This is a genomic window from Stenotrophomonas sp. SMYL8, assembly GCF_036320065.1.
GTDB classification, from domain to species: Bacteria; Pseudomonadota; Gammaproteobacteria; order Xanthomonadales; family Xanthomonadaceae; genus Stenotrophomonas; species Stenotrophomonas maltophilia_A.
Map to the genome: position 1 here is coordinate 36,425 of NZ_JAWIRR010000030.1, position 15,962 is coordinate 52,386.

The following is a 15,962-nucleotide window of genomic DNA, read 5'->3' on the forward strand; positions in this document are numbered from 1 at the left end:
CCGGGGGGGGGGGTATGTACTGACGCGCGCCCACCATGTACCCCCCAGGCAGTCGAGCAAGCTCGACTCTACAGAACGGGGCCCGGCGATTGCCGGGCCCGTTCTGAAACATCTGCCGGCCAGCGGCCGGCACTACCCTCAGATCACCGTATGCTCTTGCGGGTGAACAGGTTGACGATCGCCAGCAGGATCACTGCACCGATCAGCGAGAACAGGAAGGTGCGGATGGTGATCGCTTCGTTGATGCCGCCGCCGAACAGCCAGCCGGAAATCAGCGCGCCGACGATGCCGACCACGATGTTGAGGATGATGCCCTGCTGGGCATCGCGCTTCATGATGATGCTGGCCAGCCAGCCTACGATGCCGCCGACGATCAGCCAGATGATGATGCCCATGATCGAACCTCCGGTGGGGAATTGTGACCAGTTGACGCGCACGGCCGTGAACCCGTCGTGGAATTGCGTGATGGGCGCGTGCGGATGAGCCTGCCAGCCACCCTCGACGGCCCGTGGCGCTTCGGTCCGGTGACGGTCTGGCGGCGCCCACACGTGCCGGGCCACCGCGGCGAACCGCAGGCGCGGCAGGTGCTGGCGCAGGCGCTGGGCGCCGACCCGGACACGCTGCCGCTGGTCCGCGATGACAAGGGCCGGCCGGAGCTGAGCGGCGCGTTGGCCCACTACGGCACCGGCTGGAGCCACAGCGGCGAGGTGCTGCTGGTGGCGCTGGGCGAAGGCGTGCGGTTGGGCGTCGACCTGGAACTGCTGCGCCCGCGGCCGCGTCTTCTGGAAATCGTGCAGCGCTTCTTCCACCCCGAGGAAGTGGCCTGGCTGGAAAGCCTGGACGAGGCCGGGCGCGAGCACTGGTTCTTCCGCGTGTGGTGCGTCAAGGAGGCCATCCTGAAGGCGCACGGGCAGGGCATCTCGTTCGGCCTGCACCGCCTGCAGTTGGCACCGGGGGCCGATGGCGCCCTGCACCTGCGCTGGTGCGACCCGGAACTGGGCGAGGCCGCGCGCTGGCACCTGCACGAATGGCAGGCCACCGGCCAGTTCCGTGCGGCATTGGCCTGGTATCCACACTGAAGCGGGGAATCAGCGCGCAAAACCGGCGATAATGGCGGCATGAGCGAACACCCACTTCCCGCCAGCGTGGCTGCCACGCTGGAACAGGGCCTGGCCAGCATGGGCCTGGACGCCGCGCTGGCGCCGCCGCTGCTGCGTTACCTGGCCTTGCTGCACCGCTGGAACGGCACCTACAACCTCACCGCCATCCGCGATCCGCAGGAGATGGTCACCCGCCACCTGCTCGATTCACTGGCGATGCAGCCGTTCGTGGCCGATGGCAGCCTGGCCGACCTCGGCACCGGTCCCGGCTTGCCCGGCATCCCGCTGGCGATCGCCTGCCCGGGCCTGCAGGTCACCCTGGTGGAGAGCAACGGCAAGAAGGCGCGCTTCATGCGCGAGGCCGTGCGCCAGCTCGGTCTGGGCAATGCCCGCGTGGCCGAATCGCGCGCCGAGGCGCTGGACGAAGCTGGCCACTACGACCAGCTGACCGCGCGTGCGATGGACACCCTGGCCGGCATCGTCCGCGTCGGTGGCCATCTGTTGCGCCCCGGCGGCGTGCTGCTGGCCATGAAGGGCGTCTACCCGCATGAAGAGATCGCGGAGCTGCCGGCTGGCTGGCAGGTGCGCGAGGTGACCCCGTTGAGCGTGCCCGGCCTGGCCGGCGAACGCCACCTGGTCACTGTTACAGGTCCCTGATTCCCGTCGCCAGCCCCTTGTGGAACAAGAGGTTGGCGATCCACGATTTCCGCAAGGGGCCGGTTGTACGCATAATGACCGGTCCCAGCACACGTCGACGAGGCACACCCGCATGGCCCGCATCATCGCCATCGCCAACCAGAAGGGTGGCGTCGGCAAGACCACGACCGCCGTCAACCTGGCCGCTTCCCTGGCCAACGCACCCAAGCGCGTGCTGTTGGTCGACCTGGATTCGCAGGGCAACGCGACCATGGGCAGTGGCGTGGACAAGCGCGAGCTGGTCTCCTCCACCTACGATCTGCTGCTGGGCGAGTCCAGCGCCGCCGATGTGCGCGTGCAGACGGCCGAAGGCTACGACCTGCTGCCGGGCAACATCGATCTGACTGCAGCCGAGATCCAGCTGATGGCGCAGAGCGAGCGCGAGCAGCGCCTGAAGCGCGCATTGGCGCCGATCCGCGACGAGTACGACTACATCCTGATCGATTGCCCGCCGGCGTTGTCGCTGCTGACGCTCAACGCGCTGGCCGCCGCCGATTCGGTGATCGTGCCGATGCAGTGCGAGTACTACGCACTGGAAGGCCTGAGCGCGCTGGTGGAAACCATCGAAGCGCTGCGCACCAGCCTGAACCCGGCGCTGGAGATCGAAGGCGTGCTGCGCACCATGTTCGACGTGCGCAACAACCTGGCCAACGCAGTGTCGGCCGAGCTCACCGAGCACTTCGGCGACCGCGTGTTCCGCACCATCGTGCCGCGCAACGTGCGCCTGGCCGAGGCACCCAGCCATGGCCAGAGCATCGTCGGCTACGACCGTGCCTCGCGCGGTGGCGTGGCCTACCTGGGCCTGGCCGGCGAGATCATCCGCCGCAACAACGAACGCAACAAGGCCGGCAAGGCCGTGGAGACCGTCTGATGACCAGCAGCAAGCCGGCAGCCAAGAAGCGAGGCCTCGGCCGTGGCCTGGACGCGCTGCTGGGCCCGAAAGGCGCGGTCAGCCAGGTGCAGGCCACCACTGCGGTGATCGAACCGCTGCCGGGTGAAGTGCTGCGCAAATTGCCGGTCGGCCAGCTGCAGCCGGGCAAGTACCAGCCGCGCCGCGAGATGGACGAGGGCAAGCTCTCCGAGCTGGCCGACTCGATCAAGTCGCAGGGCGTGATCCAGCCGATCCTGGTGCGCCAGCTGCCGGCAGGCAACTACGAAATCGTCGCCGGTGAGCGCCGCTGGCGCGCATCGCAGCTGGCCGGCCTGGACGAAGTGCCGGTGGTGGTGCGCGAGCTGGAAGACCGCACCGTCATCGCGATGGCGCTGATCGAGAACATCCAGCGCGAAGACCTCAATCCGCTGGAAGAAGCCGAGGCGCTGCAGCGCCTGATCAGCGAGTTCACCCTGACCCATGCCGAGGCCGCCGAGGCCGTCGGCCGCTCGCGCGCGGCGGTGTCCAACCTGCTGCGCCTGCTGGAGCTGCCGGTGGCGATCCGGCTGCTGCTGGAAACCCGCCGCCTGGAAATGGGCCACGCCCGCGCGCTGCTGACCCTGGCTCCCGAGCTGGCTGGCAAGCTGGCGCAGGAAGCGGCCGATGAAGGCTGGTCGGTGCGCGAGGTCGAGCGCCGTGCGCAGGCCTTCGCCGCCGGCAAGGTGCCGAGCAACCGCCCGGTGGCGACGCCGAAGGTGCAGCAGGCCGACATCGCCTCGCTGGAAACCGAACTGTCCGAAGCACTGGGTGCCAAGGTGGCGATCAACCACGGCCGGGGCGGCAAGGGCAAGCTGATCATCCACTACACCGATCTGGATACCCTGGACGGCGTGCTGGAAAAGCTGCGTACGCGCCAGGGCTGAGCCCGGCGCAGCGCCCGGGGGTGCGGCCTGTTCCCGCCGCGTCCTGCAGATGACAGGGAACGCACCGCCGCGCGTGCCGGGGATGCACTGCTCTCCGGTCCGTGGCCTCATCCAGGGAACAGGACATGAGCAACGAATACGAGGACGTCAGCCCGGACGGCACCCAGATACTGGTACATCGCCGCGAAAAGGACTTCGTGCCCGCCATCGGCGAAGAACAGCACATCGAGGCGATCAGCGCCCACCTCGAACGCCATCTGGGCCCGGTGTCCGGTGTCTTCCACGAGATCATCTCCGACCTGGTGCACATCGACGTGCACGTGGTGCCGGCCAATGACCACTGCCCGTACCTGCGCCTGGTCACCTCCGGCATGAGCGACCTGCCGATGACCGTGCCCGCCGAGGTGGACGCGGATGTGCCGCGCTACATGGAGCTGATGGTGACCCTGCCGGCCGACTGGCCGATCTCCCAGGACGCCTTCGAGGACGAGCGCAATTACTGGCCGGTGCGCCTGTTGAAGGGCATGGCGCGGTTGCCGCATGAGTACGACACCTGGCTGGGCTTCGGCCACACCATTCCCAACGGCCATCCCAGCGAGCCCTACGCGCCGGGCGTGGGTTTCGACGGTGCCATCGTGCTGTCGCCGGTGACCGCCCCGGAGGACTTCGCCACGCTGGCGCTGGAGGACGGCAGAACCATCAGCTTCATGAGCCTGGTTCCGCTGTATCCGGAAGAGATGGACCTGAAGCTGAAGAAGGGCGCCGACGCCCTGCTCGACCGCTTCGATGCGAAGCAGATCAACGATGTGATCGAGCCGGGCCGGGTCAACGTCGCCAGGAAGCGTTTCGGTTTGTTCTGAGACCGGTAACATCAGGGGCCTGAATTTCTGCTTCCGGGCCCCTGCCATGACCATCCTGCTTACCGGCGCTGCCGGCTTCATCGGTGCCTACACCGCCCGCGCGCTGCTGGAGGCGGGCCAGCCGGTGGTCGGCCTGGACAACTTCAACGACTACTACGACCCGCAGATCAAGCGCGACCGCGTGGCCGCGCTGTGCCCGACGCTGGACCTGCGCACCCTGGACCTGACCGACCAGCAGGGCCTGGCTGCGCTGTTCGACGAGGTGAAGCCGACCGCGGTGATCCATCTGGCTGCACAGGCGGGCGTGCGCTATTCGCTGGAAAACCCGCAGGCCTACGTCGACAGCAACCTGGTCGGCTTCGTCAACATGCTCGAGCTGTGCCGCCACCGTGGCGTGCAGCACCTGGTCTATGCCTCCAGCAGCTCGGTCTACGGTGATTCGGCCACGCCGCCGTTCTCCGAGGACCAGCGCGTGGACCAGCCGCGCTCGCTGTATGCGGCCACCAAGGCGGCCAACGAGCTGATGGCCTACACCTACGCGCAGCTGTACGGCCTGCATGCCACCGGCCTGCGCTTCTTCACCGTGTATGGCCCGTGGGGCCGGCCGGACATGGCACCGTTGCTGTTCTCGCGCGCGGTGCTGGCCGGGCGGCCGATCGACGTGTTCAACGAAGGCCGCATGCAGCGCGACTTCACACATGTCTCCGACATCGTGTCCGGTATTCTCGGCGCGCTCGCGCATCCGGCCGATGGTCCGGTACCGCACCGGGTGTTCAACCTCGGCAACCATACGCCGGTCGAGCTGGAGCGCTTCATCAGCGTGATCGAGCAGGCCGCCGGTCGCCCCGCGCAGAAGGTCTACAAGCCGATGCAGCCGGGCGACATGGTGCGCACGATGGCCGATACCCGGCGCGCCCATGACGCATTCGGCTTCGACGCGGTGACCCCGATCGAAGCAGGGTTGCCCCCCGTCGTGCAGTGGTGCCGCGAGTATTTTGGCGACCGCGCCTGAGGAGGGATCCTCACACAGCCGGATTCATCTTCGGATAACCTCGGCTTCGGAGAATGCGCGGTCTTTGTCCCCCTTTGGCCGAGTGCTTTATGAGCCAACCCGAGCTTTCCGTTGTCGTCCCGGTGTTCAACGAACGCGACAATGTCGCCCCGCTGGTTGCCGAAATCACCGCCGCACTGCGGGGGCGGCTTCCGTTCGAGATCGTCTACATCGACGACCACTCGCGCGATGACACCCTGGCGGTGCTGCAGGGGCTGAAGGCGACCACGCCGGAACTGCGGGTGCTGCACCACGTGGACCAGAGCGGGCAGAGCACCGCCGTGCGCACCGGCGTCAAGCACGCACGTGCGCCGTGGATCGCGACCCTGGATGGTGACGGGCAGAATGATCCGGCCGACATTCCCAAGCTGCTGGCGGCGCGCGATGCGGCCGAGGCGCAGGTGAAGCTGTTCGCCGGCTGGCGGGTCAACCGCCAGGACAGCGGCAGCAAGCGCTGGGCCAGCAAGTGGGCCAATGCCATCCGTGCACGCATGCTGCGCGACGATACGCCCGATACCGGCTGCGGCATCAAGCTGTTCGAGCGCAGCGCGTTCCTCGACCTGCCGTATTTCGACCACATGCACCGCTACCTGCCGGCGCTGATGCAGCGCGCCGGCTGGAAGACCACCAGCGTGCCGGTCAACCACCGCCACCGTACCGCCGGTGTCTCCAAGTACAACAACCTCGGCCGCGCCCTGGTCGGCATCCGTGACCTGCGTGGCGTGGCCTGGCTGATCACCCGCAGCAAGCGCACCGCGGTGGAGGAGCGTTGATGGATCTGGAGCTGCATTGGCTCGACCAGCCGCTGACCTGGCTGTACTGGACCGGCCTGCATGTGACCGGCTGGAAGCTGATCGGCTATACCGGCGCGCTGATGTTCGGGGGCCGCTGGCTGGTCCAGTTCATCGCCTCCAAACGCGCCGGCAAGCCGGTGATTCCGCGCCTGTTCTGGTACATGAGCGTGGTCGGCAGCCTGATGACGCTGAGCTACTTCCTGTTCTCGGCCAAGCAGGACTCGGTGGGCGTGCTGCAGAACCTGTTCCCGGCATTCACCGCGCTGTACAGCCTGCAGCTCGACATCAAGCACCGGGGCTGGAAGCGGGACAAGGCCAGCCACTAGGTCTTCGGGGCCTCATCCGGTAGCTGCCGACCTTGGTCGGCAGATCTGTATCCGGGTCCGGCCCATCCACGCATGGCGTGGATCTACTGCTTGCCTGGCTACCGTGCCTGGTAGCTGCCAACCTTGGTCGGCGCTGGGTTTGGGGGGCCAACCAAGGTTGGCCGCTACCGGGGCCCCGGTCTGCTGCGCAGGCAGGACCTTCGTCCCATGCCACGGGCCGTGGGCGGTGCCATCATCGGGGTCTGCCTTCCCGGGAACCTGTGCTCGTGAAAACCCGTCTTGCCGTTGCCCTGCTGATCGCCTTGTCCGCCCCTGCCGTAGCCCTGGCCGCACCGCCCGCCGCCGCCGCGCCGGCCAGCGTGGCCACCGAATCGCCCGCCGATGCCGCCTTCCGCGCGCTGTACGAGAAGGAATGGAAGTGGCGCCAGCAGGGCGGTGGTGAGGCCAGCGAGGACGAAGACGCGCCAGCCAACGCCACCCGCATGCCCGACGTCGGACCGGCCGCGCAGCAGGCGCGCCTGAAGGTGTGGGACGAGACCCTGGCTGCACTGAAGAAGATCGACCCGAAGACGCTCTCGCCCGACAACCAGATCAACTACGCGATCTACCGCGATCAGGTGTTCAACCTGGCCGAAGAAGTGCGCCTGCGTGGCTACGAGATGCCGTTCAACGCCGACTCCTCGTTCTGGTCCAACCTGTCCTTCATGGCCCGGCGCGAGATGAAGACCGTGCAGGACTACCAGAACTACATCGCACGCCTGAACGATGTGCCGCGTTACTTCGGCCAGCAGACCGAAAACATGCGCGCTGGCCTGAAGCGCGGCTTCAGCGTGCCGCGCGCGGTGCTCGATGGCCGCGAAGTGTCCATCGCCACCGTCGCCGAGCTGAAGGACCCGACCGATTCGCCGCTGTACGCGCCGTTCAAGAAGCTGCCCAACAGCATCCCGGCCGCAGAGCAGGCCAGGCTGCAGGCGCAGGCGCGTGAAGCGATCAGTGCCAAGGTAGTGCCGGCGTTCCAGCAGCTGCGCACCTTCTTCGTCAACGAGTACGTGCCGCAGGCGCGTACCACCCTGGCCGCCGAAGCGATGCCGGACGGCAAGGCGTACTACAAGCAGCAGATCCACGAATACACCACGCTGGACCTGTCGCCGGACGAGATCCACCGCATCGGCCTGGATGAAGTCGCGCGCATCCAGAAGGAAATGAACGACATCATCAAGCAGGTGAAGTTCAAGGGCAGCTTCGCCGAATTCCTGGCCTTCCTGCGCACCGATCCGCAGTTCTATGCGAAGACGCCGGAAGAGCTGCTGTCGCGTGCCGCGTGGATCTCCAAGCGGGCCGATGGCCAGCTCGGCAAATACATGACGCTGCCGCGCGCGCGCTTCACCATCGTGCCGGTGCCGCCGGACATCGCCCCGTTCTGGACCGCCGGCCGCGGTGGCATGGGTACCTACTGGCTCAACACCTACAACCTGCCGTCGCGCCCGCTGTACAACCTGCCGGCGCTGACGCTGCATGAGTCCGATCCGGGCCACGCGCTGCAGGGGGCGATTGCCGCCGAGCAGAAGAACCTGCCCGAGTTCCGCCGCAACACCTACATCTCTGCCTATGGCGAAGGCTGGGCGCTGTACTGCGAGAAGCTGGGCGTGGAGATGGGCATCTACGAAACCCCGTATGAGGATTTCGGCCGCCTGACCTACGAGATGTGGCGCGCCACGCGCCTGGTGATCGACACCGGCGTGCACAGCAAGGGCTGGAGCCGCGAGCAGGCCTTGGCCTACCTGCGTGACCACACCGCGCTGAGCGAGCATGAAGTGACCACCGAAGTGGACCGCTACATTTCCTGGCCGGGCCAGGCCCTGAGCTACAAGCTGGGGGAGATCGCCATCGTGCGCCTGCGTGCGCAGGCAGAGAAAGAGCTGGGCGACAAGTTCGACATCAAGGGCTTCCACGACACCCTGCTCAAACAGGGCTCGGTGCCGCTGCCGGTGCTGGAACAGCAGATCCAGGCCTACATCGCCGAACGCAAGAAGGCCTGACCGTGCAAGGGTAGTGGCGGGGGGGGGGGGGGCCCCCCCCCCGCCCCCCCCCCCCCGGCCATTGGGGGCACCGGGCCCCCCGCCCCCGGTCTCGTGGGCGGGCCGGCGGGGGCCCCCCCCCCCCCCGCCCCCCCCCCCCCCCCCCGGCGCCGCCCCCCCCCCCCCACTACCAGGGATCGGAAAACGGGGTCGGATCGCACGATCCGACCCCGTGGTCTTTCAGCCCACCGCCCTTGGCTTGGCCACCCGCGCTGCAAACGTCGGCAGCACCAGCAGGGTCAACACCGTGGCGGTGATCAGGCCACCGATCACCACCGTGGCCAGCGGCTTCTGCACCTCGGCACCGGAACCGCTGGCGATCGCCATCGGAATGAAGCCGACGATCGCCACCAGCGCCGTGGTCAGCACCGCACGGATACGGCTCGATGCACCGTTGATCGCCGCCTGCAGCGGCAGGTCACCGGCATCCAGGCGTTCGCGGATCGCCTGCATCAGCACCAGGCCGTTCAAGGTGGCCACGCCGGACACGGCGATGAAACCAACCGCCGCCGACACCGAAAACGGCATCCCCCGCAGCAGCAGCGCGAGAATGCCGCCGACCAGCGCCAACGGCACGCAGCTGAACACCAGAATGGCTTCCTTGCCGCTGCGCAGCGCCATGAACAGCAGGCTGCCGATCAGCAGGAACACCACCGGCACCACCGTCGCCAGCCGCTTCTCCGCGCGCTGCAGGTTCTCGAACTGGCCACCCCAGGTCAGGTAGGCACCCGGCGGCAGTGCCACATCGGCCACCGCTGCCTGCGCTTCGCCGACGAAGCCGCCCAGGTCGCGGCCACGCACGTTGGCCTGCACCACCACGCGGCGGCTGCCGTTGTTGCGGCTGATCTGGTTGGGCCCTTCGCTGACCGTGATGCGCGCGACCGACGACAGCGGAATCACCAGCCCCGATGGCGTAGCAATCGGCAACGACGCCAACTGGTCCGGATCGTTGCGCGAGGCATCGTCCAGGCGCACCACCACGTTGAAGCGGCGATCACCTTCGAAGATCTTGCCGGCCGCCGTGCCACCAATGCCGGTGGACAGCGCATCACTCACGTCCGCGGCAGTCAGGCCGTACTGCGCCGCCGCCACGTGGTCGATGGCCACATTGAGCGTGGGCAGGCCGGAGATCTGTTCCACCCGCACGTCGGCCGCACCGTTCACCGCACGCAGCTTCAACGCCACCTGGTCGGCCACTTTCTGCAGCTGGCTGAAGTCATCGCCGAAGATCATTACCGCCAGGTCGGTACGCACGCCGGAGATCAGTTCGTTGAAGCGCAGTTCGATCGGCTGGCTGAACTCGAAGCTGTTGCCCAGCTGCTGCCCGGCCAGCTTTTCGAAGCGTGCCAGCAGCGCGTCCTTGCCCAGCTTCGGATCCGGCCAGTCCTTGCGTGGCTTGAGCACGATCACGCTGTCGGAGATGTTGGTCGGCATCGGGTCGATCGCCGCCTCTGCGGTACCGGTGCGTGAGAACACGGTTTCCACTTCCGGCTGTTTGGCAATTGCCTTTTCCAGTGCCAGCTGCATCGCCAGCGACTGCTCCAGCGAGGTCGACGGCACGCGCAGGGCCTGCATCGCCACGTTGCCTTCGTCCAGCGTCGGCATGAACTCGCGGCCCAACAGCGAGAACGAGCCGATGCCCACCACCATCATCATCACCGCACCGGCCAGCACCGTGCGCGGATGCGCCACGACTTTGCGCACCACTGGTTCGATGCGCGCACGCAGCACGCGGATCAGCTTGGTTTCGTGCTCGCCATCGTCAGCATGTGCATCGCCGTCCTTCACCTTCGGCTCGCGCACCAGCAGTGCGGCCATCGCCGGCACGAAGGTGAAGGAGAAGATGAAGGCACCGATCAGGGCCAGCATGAACGTGGCCGCCATCGGCTGGAATGTCTTGCCCTCCACGCCTTCCAGGGTAAGGATCGGCGCGAACACCAGCAGGATGATCAGCTGCCCGAAGGCCGCCGGGCGTGCCATCTTCATCGCCGAATCGGCGGCCACGCGCAGGCGTTCCATCGCGGTCAACGCACGGCCCAGTTCGGCGCGGCGCTGGCCCAGCATCAGCAGCGTCGACTCGACCACGATCACCGCACCGTCCACCAGGATGCCGAAGTCCAGCGCACCCAGGCTCATCAGGTTGCCGCTGATGCCGAAGCGGTTCATGCCGATCACCGCGAAGAGGAACGACAGCGGAATGACCAGCGCGGTGATCGTTGCCGCACGCAGGTTGCCCAGCAGCAGGAACAGCACCACCACCACCAGCAGTGCGCCCTCGGTGAGGTTCTTGGCCACGGTCTTGATGGTGGAATTGACCAGCACGCTGCGGTCCAGCACCGGTGCCGCCACGATGTCGGCCGGTAGCGATTTGTTCACCTGTTCCAGGCGCGCCGCAGCTGCCTGCGCCACGGTGCGGCTGTTGCCGCCGGCGATCATCAGCGCGGTACCCAGCACGGCTTCATGGCCGTTGCGGCTGGCCGCACCCAGGCGCGGTGCGCGGCTCAGGTCGACGTCGGCCACATCGGCCACGCGTACCACCACGCCATTGCGGGTGGCTACCGGGGCCTGTGCGAGATCGTCGGTGGTCAGCGCCAGGCCGTCAGCACGTACCACCAGGCCCTCGCCGGCACGCTGCACGAAACCGGCACCGGCCTGTACGTTGGAACGCTGCAGGGCAGTGACCAGGTCGGCCAGGCCGAGGCCGTGCGCGGCCAGCTTGGCACTGTCCGGATGCACGCCGTATTCCTTGACGTAGCCGCCGACCGTATCGACGCCGGCCAGCCCCGGGCTGGAACGCATCTGCGGCGCGATGATCCAGTCCTGCACGGTGCGCAGGTAGGTGGCACGTTCTTCCGGCGTGCGAAGCAGAGTGCCTTCCGGCGTGCGGTAGACCTCGCCGGCCTGCCAACCCGCTTCACCGGGCTTGGCCAGCTTGGCCGGATCGAACGCGGTGAAGTCCACCGTCCACATCAGCACCTCGCCGAGGCCGGTGGTGACCGGCGACAGCATCGGCGACGCGCCATCGGGCAGGTCTTCCGATGCCTCGCGCATGCGTTCGGCCACCTGCTGGCGGGCGAAGTAGATGTCGGTCGCATCGGTGAAGATCGCGGTGACCTGCGAGAAGCCATTGCGCGACAGCGAACGCGTGGTGGTCAGGCCGGGAATGCCGGCCAGCGCGGTTTCCAGCGGGTAGGTCACCTGCCGCTCGATCTGTTCCGGCGTCAGCGCCGGTGCCACCGTGTTGATCTGCACCTGGCGGTTGGTGATGTCCGGCACCGCGTCAATCGGCAGCTTGCCCAGCTGGAACAGGCCCACGGCGGCGATCAGCGCCGCCATGAACACCACCAGCCAGCGGTGGCGCACCGCTGTTTCAATGATCAGCTTGAACATGGTCGCCTCCTCAGTGGCCGTGCTCGGCTTCGCCCTTGGCCAGCTCGGCTTTGAGCAGGAAGGCGTTGGCACCGACGATGCGCTCGTTGCCGGTCAGGCCACCGAGGATCTCGATGCGGTCGCCGGCACGACGGCCAGCCAGCACCGGCTGCGCCTTGAAGCCGCCTTCGACGGCGACGAACACCGCACTGCTGCCATCGACGTTCTGCACCGCATCGGCCGGCACGCTGAGCGAGCCGTCCTGGCCTTCGGTGACCACCACCGCAGAGACCGGCGAACCGGCCGGCGGCAGCGCGGCATCCACCGGCGTGGCACGGATCACCGCGACGCCACCCTGCTGGCGCACGTCGGCGGCCGAACCGGTGACGGTGGCGGTGAAACTGCCACCTGGCACGCTCACTTCCAGCTTCATGCCCGGCGTGACCTGCGCAGCCAGCGCGGGCGGCGCGGTGAACACCAGTTCGTTCATCGACGGGTCGGCGACATCGGCCACCGCACTGCCGGCGGCGACTACGCCGCCCGGGGTGACCTGCACGTTGCCGACGATGCCGGCCACCGGACTGGTGATGCGCACGCGGCCGTTGGCATCGGGTGCCCCGTTGGCAGCGGCCTGGGCCTGCGCGGCGGCGGCCTGGGCCTGTGCCGCCAGCGAGCGGGCGCGCGAGGCCTCCAGTTCCTGGCGGGCGACCACGCCCTGGTCGACCAGCGCCTTGTCGCGGCCATAGGCCAGCCGCGCGGCTTCGGCTTCGGCCGAGGCGGCCAGCGCATTGGCGCGGAACACCGCGGCCTCGCCACTGACCACGATGGCCAGCGCCTGGTTCTGCCTCACCGCGGTGCCCGGCGCGACCAGCACGCGCTCGACGCGACCGGTCACCGTGGAGGCGACCGAGGCGCGGGCGCCCACCGACGGTTCGACCCGGCCGGACAGGCGCGTGGAGCCACCGCCACCGCGACCGATCGCGACCACTTCGATACCGGACGCCTTGATCTGCTCAGGGGTCAACTGCACGACACCCTCATCCGCATCGGGGGGTGCCTTCGCGGATTCGGCCTTGGCTTCCTTGCTGTCGGTCGCGTGGCCATGGCCATCGTCGGCGCCCGCCTTGGCCGCGGCGGGGTCTTCATTTGCAGGTGTCTGCGCGTTGCCAGCGCAACCGGCCAACAGCACGGCCAGCAGCACGGCGCCGATCAGCGGGAAAGTACGGGAGAGAGTCATGGGGCCTCCACAAAAGGCGCGCGCCCTTCAAGGCGGGCAAGATCGATTTCCGCGGCGACGCGCGACAGGCGCGCATCCACGGCGGTGCCGCGGGCGGCGATGAGGGCGCTGCGCGTGCTGCGCAGTTCCAGCTGCGAGATGCGTCCGGCGTCGAAGCCAATGCGGGCCAGGCGATATGCCTCTTCGGCGGCGACCACGCTTTCATCGGCGGCGCGGGTACGGCTACTGGCGGCCTTCAACCCGGCCACCGCAGAGAGGCGCTCGGCCTCGCTGTCGCGGCGCTGCTGGTCCAGGCGTGCTTCGGCCGCGCGCTGGTCGGCATTGGCGGCGCGGATGCCACCGCGGTTGCGGTCGAACAGCGGGATGCTGAGGCTGACCCCGAGGTTGTAGGCGCGCTCGCCGCCTTCGCGGAAGCGGGTCTGCGCGGCGGTGACACTGAGGTCGGGCAGGGCGCGCTTGCGCTCCACCTCGACCAGCTTGCCCGCCGCATCGGCTTCGGCTTCGGCAATGCGCACCGCCAGTGCCACGTCGGTTGCACCACGCGGCAGCGGCGGGGCCCGGTCGAGCAGGCTGTCGTCGATCGACTGCACCGGCGCATCCAGCAGCGCGGCACCGGCCAGGCGGGCCAGCGCGGCATCGCGGAAGGCCTGTGCCTCATCCAGTGAAGCACTGGCGTTGGCCACTTCGCTCTGCGCCTGCACCGCGCGCAGCTGCGGTTCGCGGCCCTGCTTGACCATCGCGTTGACGGCGTTGGCGTCATCGCGGGTGAGGGTCAGTGCTTCTTCGGCCAGGCTGTAGCGGCGCAGTGCGCTTTCCGCCTGTGCGTAGACCACCGCCAGCTGGCTGGCCACGTCGCTGCGGCTTTGGGCACCACGCAGGTTGGCGGCCTGTGCCTCGGCGCGGGCCGCACGGACACGCGCGCCACGCTGGCCCCAGACCTCCAGCGGCTGGGACAGGGTGAGCACGGTATCGGCCTTGCCCATGCCGCCATAGGAGCCGGTGCCCCAGGCGTTTTCGGCTGACCAGGAGAGGGAAGGATTGGGCAACGCACGGGCCTGGTCGGCGCGCGCCTCGGCGGCCTCGGCCAATGCCGTACCCACACGGGTACCGGGCAGCTGGTCCAGGCGTTCAAGCAGGGTGTCGTAGGAGGGGGCGGCTTGCGCCATCACCGATGCCGCCGGGGCCAGGCCCAGCAACACGGCGACGACCAGCCCGGCCGCGCGCGGCGACCGAGGTGTCAGGATCGACATAGGGGGATTCCGGTTGTGAGTGAAACGGGAGCCCGCGATTGCGGGACGCGCTCAACTCACGCCCGGGGGGGACGCGTCAATTCATCCTGGGCGACCGCATAGGTCGCCACGTCGCCGGTATTCATCCAGCGCGCCGGCAGCGGCGCACCGAAGGCGGCGAAATCGTTCGCCGGCAGGCTCAGCGTGGAGTGGTGGCAGTGGTTATGCGTGCAGGCACCCGTGTGCTTGCTTTCGCTGTCGCTGTCACCGCCTGCATCGTCCGCGAGGGATTCGACATGGGCGCTGCTGGCATGCGGTTCCACCGCACACACCAGTGCGTCGGCCACCGGCACGACCACGAATGCCGCCATCAGCAGCATCATCAGGTACGTACGCAGTTGGCGGGTGATCCGGCGCATGGAGGGGAGGCTAGCAAGCGGTTTTCGCCGGATACAATATCAATGGCCACCTCGGGAATTCGTCGGAACCTCCCGTTCAGGTGGCGTCCTGCACTGCGGATTGCCCTTGCACGGGCGGTCCATTGCACCTTGCAACGCCTTCGGTGACGATCGGGATTCGTCACCAGGGAGGGAACGATGAACGCACGCGTCGCTGCTGTTGGGCTGCTGATGGTGTTGGTCAGCCCCGCTGTCCAGGCTTCGGATGACGTCTACGTCGAGTTACTGTGGTCGCCGACACCCGCGGACGCCATCGCGCGATCAGTGGCCTACCAGTTCGTTGCCGATGGACTGCACGACCACCGCATCTGCGTTGCCGCCGGTGGAGAAGACGCCGATGTGGGCGGATTGGAACTCACCATTCGCGACGCCAATGGCGTTCGCATCTCGCAGGTCCGGCATGACGGTTTCCGTGGCCGCAAGACCTGTTTCCCAGCGGACCTTGGCACTGCGGGGACGGCCGGCACGTGGACGGTGGATGCCGTTCTTGGCGACGGCCGGACCGGCAAAGCCGCCGTTCGTGTCGATCACCGCTTGGAGGAGTCTCCGCTGTATCTAGGGCACGACGGCCCCTACGTTGCTGGCCGCCCGAACTACGACCCATCCGTCCCGGCGGCCGAATGGGTGGGCAAGCTGGTCTGGGTGCTGGACGTGGATGCCGAAGGCAAGGTAACCCGCGTTGAAGTGGAAGTCGCCGAAGGCGTTGGCGAACGCTTGCGTGCCCGTGCAATGGCCGCTGGCTGGTTGAGCCAGTTCGGCCCTGACCCGGCGCGTGCGACCAAGCCATTGCGTTGGCGTCGGACACTGGAATTTGCTGCGGAATGATGGCCGCGCGGGGGCAGTGCCCTTCGTCTGGGTAGTGCCGGCCGCTGGCCGGCAACCTCACGAGCGCAGGCAATCGCCTGCCATCGCCGGCCAGCGGCCGGCACTACCGGGCTGCAGGCCGCTTCGCGATCACCATGATCTCGAA

Annotated in this window: 15 protein-coding genes; 10 read left to right on the forward strand and 5 right to left on the reverse strand. The window is 67.9% G+C overall.

Translation table 11 applies throughout. From position 1 onward, the window contains the following. Positions 1-143: 143 nt before the first annotated feature. Positions 144-395: a GlsB/YeaQ/YmgE family stress response membrane protein gene (locus V3B25_RS18535; protein ID WP_005411656.1), complete on the reverse strand. Its 252-nt coding sequence runs from the start codon at positions 393-395 to the stop codon at positions 144-146. A gap of 84 nt (positions 396-479) precedes the next feature. Between V3B25_RS18535 and V3B25_RS18540 the strand changes: the two genes are divergently transcribed. The 9 genes from V3B25_RS18540 (at position 480) to V3B25_RS18580 (ending at position 8,660) form a co-directional block, all read left to right on the forward strand. Beyond that, the gene (locus tag V3B25_RS18540) at positions 480-1,079 is read left to right on the forward strand and encodes a 4'-phosphopantetheinyl transferase superfamily protein (RefSeq protein ID WP_049399162.1); all 600 of its coding nucleotides are present in this window, start codon (positions 480-482) and stop codon (positions 1,077-1,079) included. Between the two features lie 39 nt (positions 1,080-1,118). Further along, complete coding sequence (rsmG, locus tag V3B25_RS18545; protein ID WP_012512505.1) at positions 1,119-1,757, forward strand: 16S rRNA (guanine(527)-N(7))-methyltransferase RsmG; 639 nt, start codon at positions 1,119-1,121, stop codon at positions 1,755-1,757. Between the two features lie 112 nt (positions 1,758-1,869). After that, positions 1,870-2,667 (forward strand): ParA family protein, encoded by a 798-nt coding sequence (locus V3B25_RS18550; protein WP_329811252.1) that lies wholly within the window; start codon positions 1,870-1,872, stop codon positions 2,665-2,667. Further along, entirely contained in the window at positions 2,667-3,590 is a 924-nt protein-coding gene (locus V3B25_RS18555) for a ParB/RepB/Spo0J family partition protein (protein ID WP_005411652.1), read from the forward strand. Before V3B25_RS18550 ends, V3B25_RS18555 begins: the two co-directional genes overlap by 1 nt. 125 nt (positions 3,591-3,715) lie before the next feature. Further along, positions 3,716-4,450: a suppressor of fused domain protein gene (locus V3B25_RS18560; protein WP_180844891.1), complete on the forward strand. Its 735-nt coding sequence runs from the start codon at positions 3,716-3,718 to the stop codon at positions 4,448-4,450. A 46-nt stretch (positions 4,451-4,496) separates the two neighbouring features. Beyond that, a complete protein-coding gene (locus tag V3B25_RS18565) occupies positions 4,497-5,462 on the forward strand; it encodes an NAD-dependent epimerase/dehydratase family protein (protein ID WP_049424262.1) in 966 nt (321 codons plus the stop codon). Between the two features lie 89 nt (positions 5,463-5,551). Then, the gene (locus V3B25_RS18570; RefSeq protein ID WP_010482377.1) at positions 5,552-6,274 is read left to right on the forward strand and encodes a glycosyltransferase family 2 protein; all 723 of its coding nucleotides are present in this window, start codon (positions 5,552-5,554) and stop codon (positions 6,272-6,274) included. Then, on the forward strand, positions 6,274-6,621 hold the full coding sequence (locus V3B25_RS18575; protein ID WP_005414908.1) for a lipid-A-disaccharide synthase N-terminal domain-containing protein: 348 nt from the start codon (positions 6,274-6,276) through the stop codon (positions 6,619-6,621). Before V3B25_RS18570 ends, V3B25_RS18575 begins: the two co-directional genes overlap by 1 nt. Before the next feature lie 266 nt (positions 6,622-6,887). Next, entirely contained in the window at positions 6,888-8,660 is a 1,773-nt protein-coding gene (locus tag V3B25_RS18580; protein ID WP_329811256.1) for a DUF885 family protein, read from the forward strand. A gap of 219 nt (positions 8,661-8,879) precedes the next feature. On the opposite strand, the gene V3B25_RS18585 is transcribed toward V3B25_RS18580, so the two are convergent. Genes V3B25_RS18585 through V3B25_RS18600 form a run of 4 tightly spaced genes read right to left on the reverse strand, consistent with a single transcriptional unit; the run spans position 8,880 to position 14,953 of the window. Then, positions 8,880-12,089, reverse strand: coding sequence for a CusA/CzcA family heavy metal efflux RND transporter (locus tag V3B25_RS18585; protein WP_329811257.1), 3,210 nt, complete (start codon positions 12,087-12,089; stop codon positions 8,880-8,882). A 10-nt stretch (positions 12,090-12,099) separates the two neighbouring features. After that, positions 12,100-13,305 carry an efflux RND transporter periplasmic adaptor subunit gene (locus V3B25_RS18590; protein ID WP_329811259.1) on the reverse strand — a complete coding sequence of 402 codons (1,206 nt, stop codon included), beginning with the start codon at positions 13,303-13,305 and terminating at the stop codon, positions 12,100-12,102. Further along, a complete protein-coding gene (locus V3B25_RS18595; protein ID WP_329811261.1) occupies positions 13,302-14,555 on the reverse strand; it encodes a TolC family protein in 1,254 nt (417 codons plus the stop codon). The genes V3B25_RS18590 and V3B25_RS18595 overlap by 4 nt, the downstream gene beginning before the upstream one ends. Positions 14,556-14,611: 56 nt before the next feature. After that, a complete protein-coding gene (locus V3B25_RS18600) occupies positions 14,612-14,953 on the reverse strand; it encodes a hypothetical protein (protein ID WP_329811262.1) in 342 nt (113 codons plus the stop codon). Between the two features lie 177 nt (positions 14,954-15,130). Between V3B25_RS18600 and V3B25_RS18605 the strand changes: the two genes are divergently transcribed. Then, the gene (locus V3B25_RS18605) at positions 15,131-15,817 is read left to right on the forward strand and encodes a hypothetical protein (RefSeq protein WP_228756494.1); all 687 of its coding nucleotides are present in this window, start codon (positions 15,131-15,133) and stop codon (positions 15,815-15,817) included. Positions 15,818-15,962: the final 145 nt, after the last annotated feature.

What these genes read in the sequence shown, in the direction of transcription:
- V3B25_RS18570 (WP_010482377.1), top strand. Translation starts at nt 5,552, where the DNA reads ATGAGCCAACCCGAGCTTTCCGTTGTCGTCCCGGTGTTCAACGAACGC.
- V3B25_RS18560 (WP_180844891.1), top strand. Translation starts at nt 3,716, where the DNA reads ATGAGCAACGAATACGAGGACGTCAGCCCGGACGGCACCCAGATACTG.
- V3B25_RS18550 (WP_329811252.1), top strand. Translation starts at nt 1,870, where the DNA reads ATGGCCCGCATCATCGCCATCGCCAACCAGAAGGGTGGCGTCGGCAAG.
- rsmG (WP_012512505.1), top strand. Translation starts at nt 1,119, where the DNA reads ATGAGCGAACACCCACTTCCCGCCAGCGTGGCTGCCACGCTGGAACAG.
- V3B25_RS18565 (WP_049424262.1), top strand. Translation starts at nt 4,497, where the DNA reads ATGACCATCCTGCTTACCGGCGCTGCCGGCTTCATCGGTGCCTACACC.
- V3B25_RS18595 (WP_329811261.1), bottom strand. Translation starts at nt 14,555, where the DNA reads ATGTCGATCCTGACACCTCGGTCGCCGCGCGCGGCCGGGCTGGTCGTC.
- V3B25_RS18585 (WP_329811257.1), bottom strand. Translation starts at nt 12,089, where the DNA reads ATGTTCAAGCTGATCATTGAAACAGCGGTGCGCCACCGCTGGCTGGTG.
- V3B25_RS18600 (WP_329811262.1), bottom strand. Translation starts at nt 14,953, where the DNA reads ATGCGCCGGATCACCCGCCAACTGCGTACGTACCTGATGATGCTGCTG.
- V3B25_RS18590 (WP_329811259.1), bottom strand. Translation starts at nt 13,305, where the DNA reads ATGACTCTCTCCCGTACTTTCCCGCTGATCGGCGCCGTGCTGCTGGCC.
- V3B25_RS18535 (WP_005411656.1), bottom strand. Translation starts at nt 395, where the DNA reads ATGGGCATCATCATCTGGCTGATCGTCGGCGGCATCGTAGGCTGGCTG.
- V3B25_RS18575 (WP_005414908.1), top strand. Translation starts at nt 6,274, where the DNA reads ATGGATCTGGAGCTGCATTGGCTCGACCAGCCGCTGACCTGGCTGTAC.
- V3B25_RS18555 (WP_005411652.1), top strand. Translation starts at nt 2,667, where the DNA reads ATGACCAGCAGCAAGCCGGCAGCCAAGAAGCGAGGCCTCGGCCGTGGC.
- V3B25_RS18540 (WP_049399162.1), top strand. Translation starts at nt 480, where the DNA reads ATGAGCCTGCCAGCCACCCTCGACGGCCCGTGGCGCTTCGGTCCGGTG.
- V3B25_RS18605 (WP_228756494.1), top strand. Translation starts at nt 15,131, where the DNA reads ATGAACGCACGCGTCGCTGCTGTTGGGCTGCTGATGGTGTTGGTCAGC.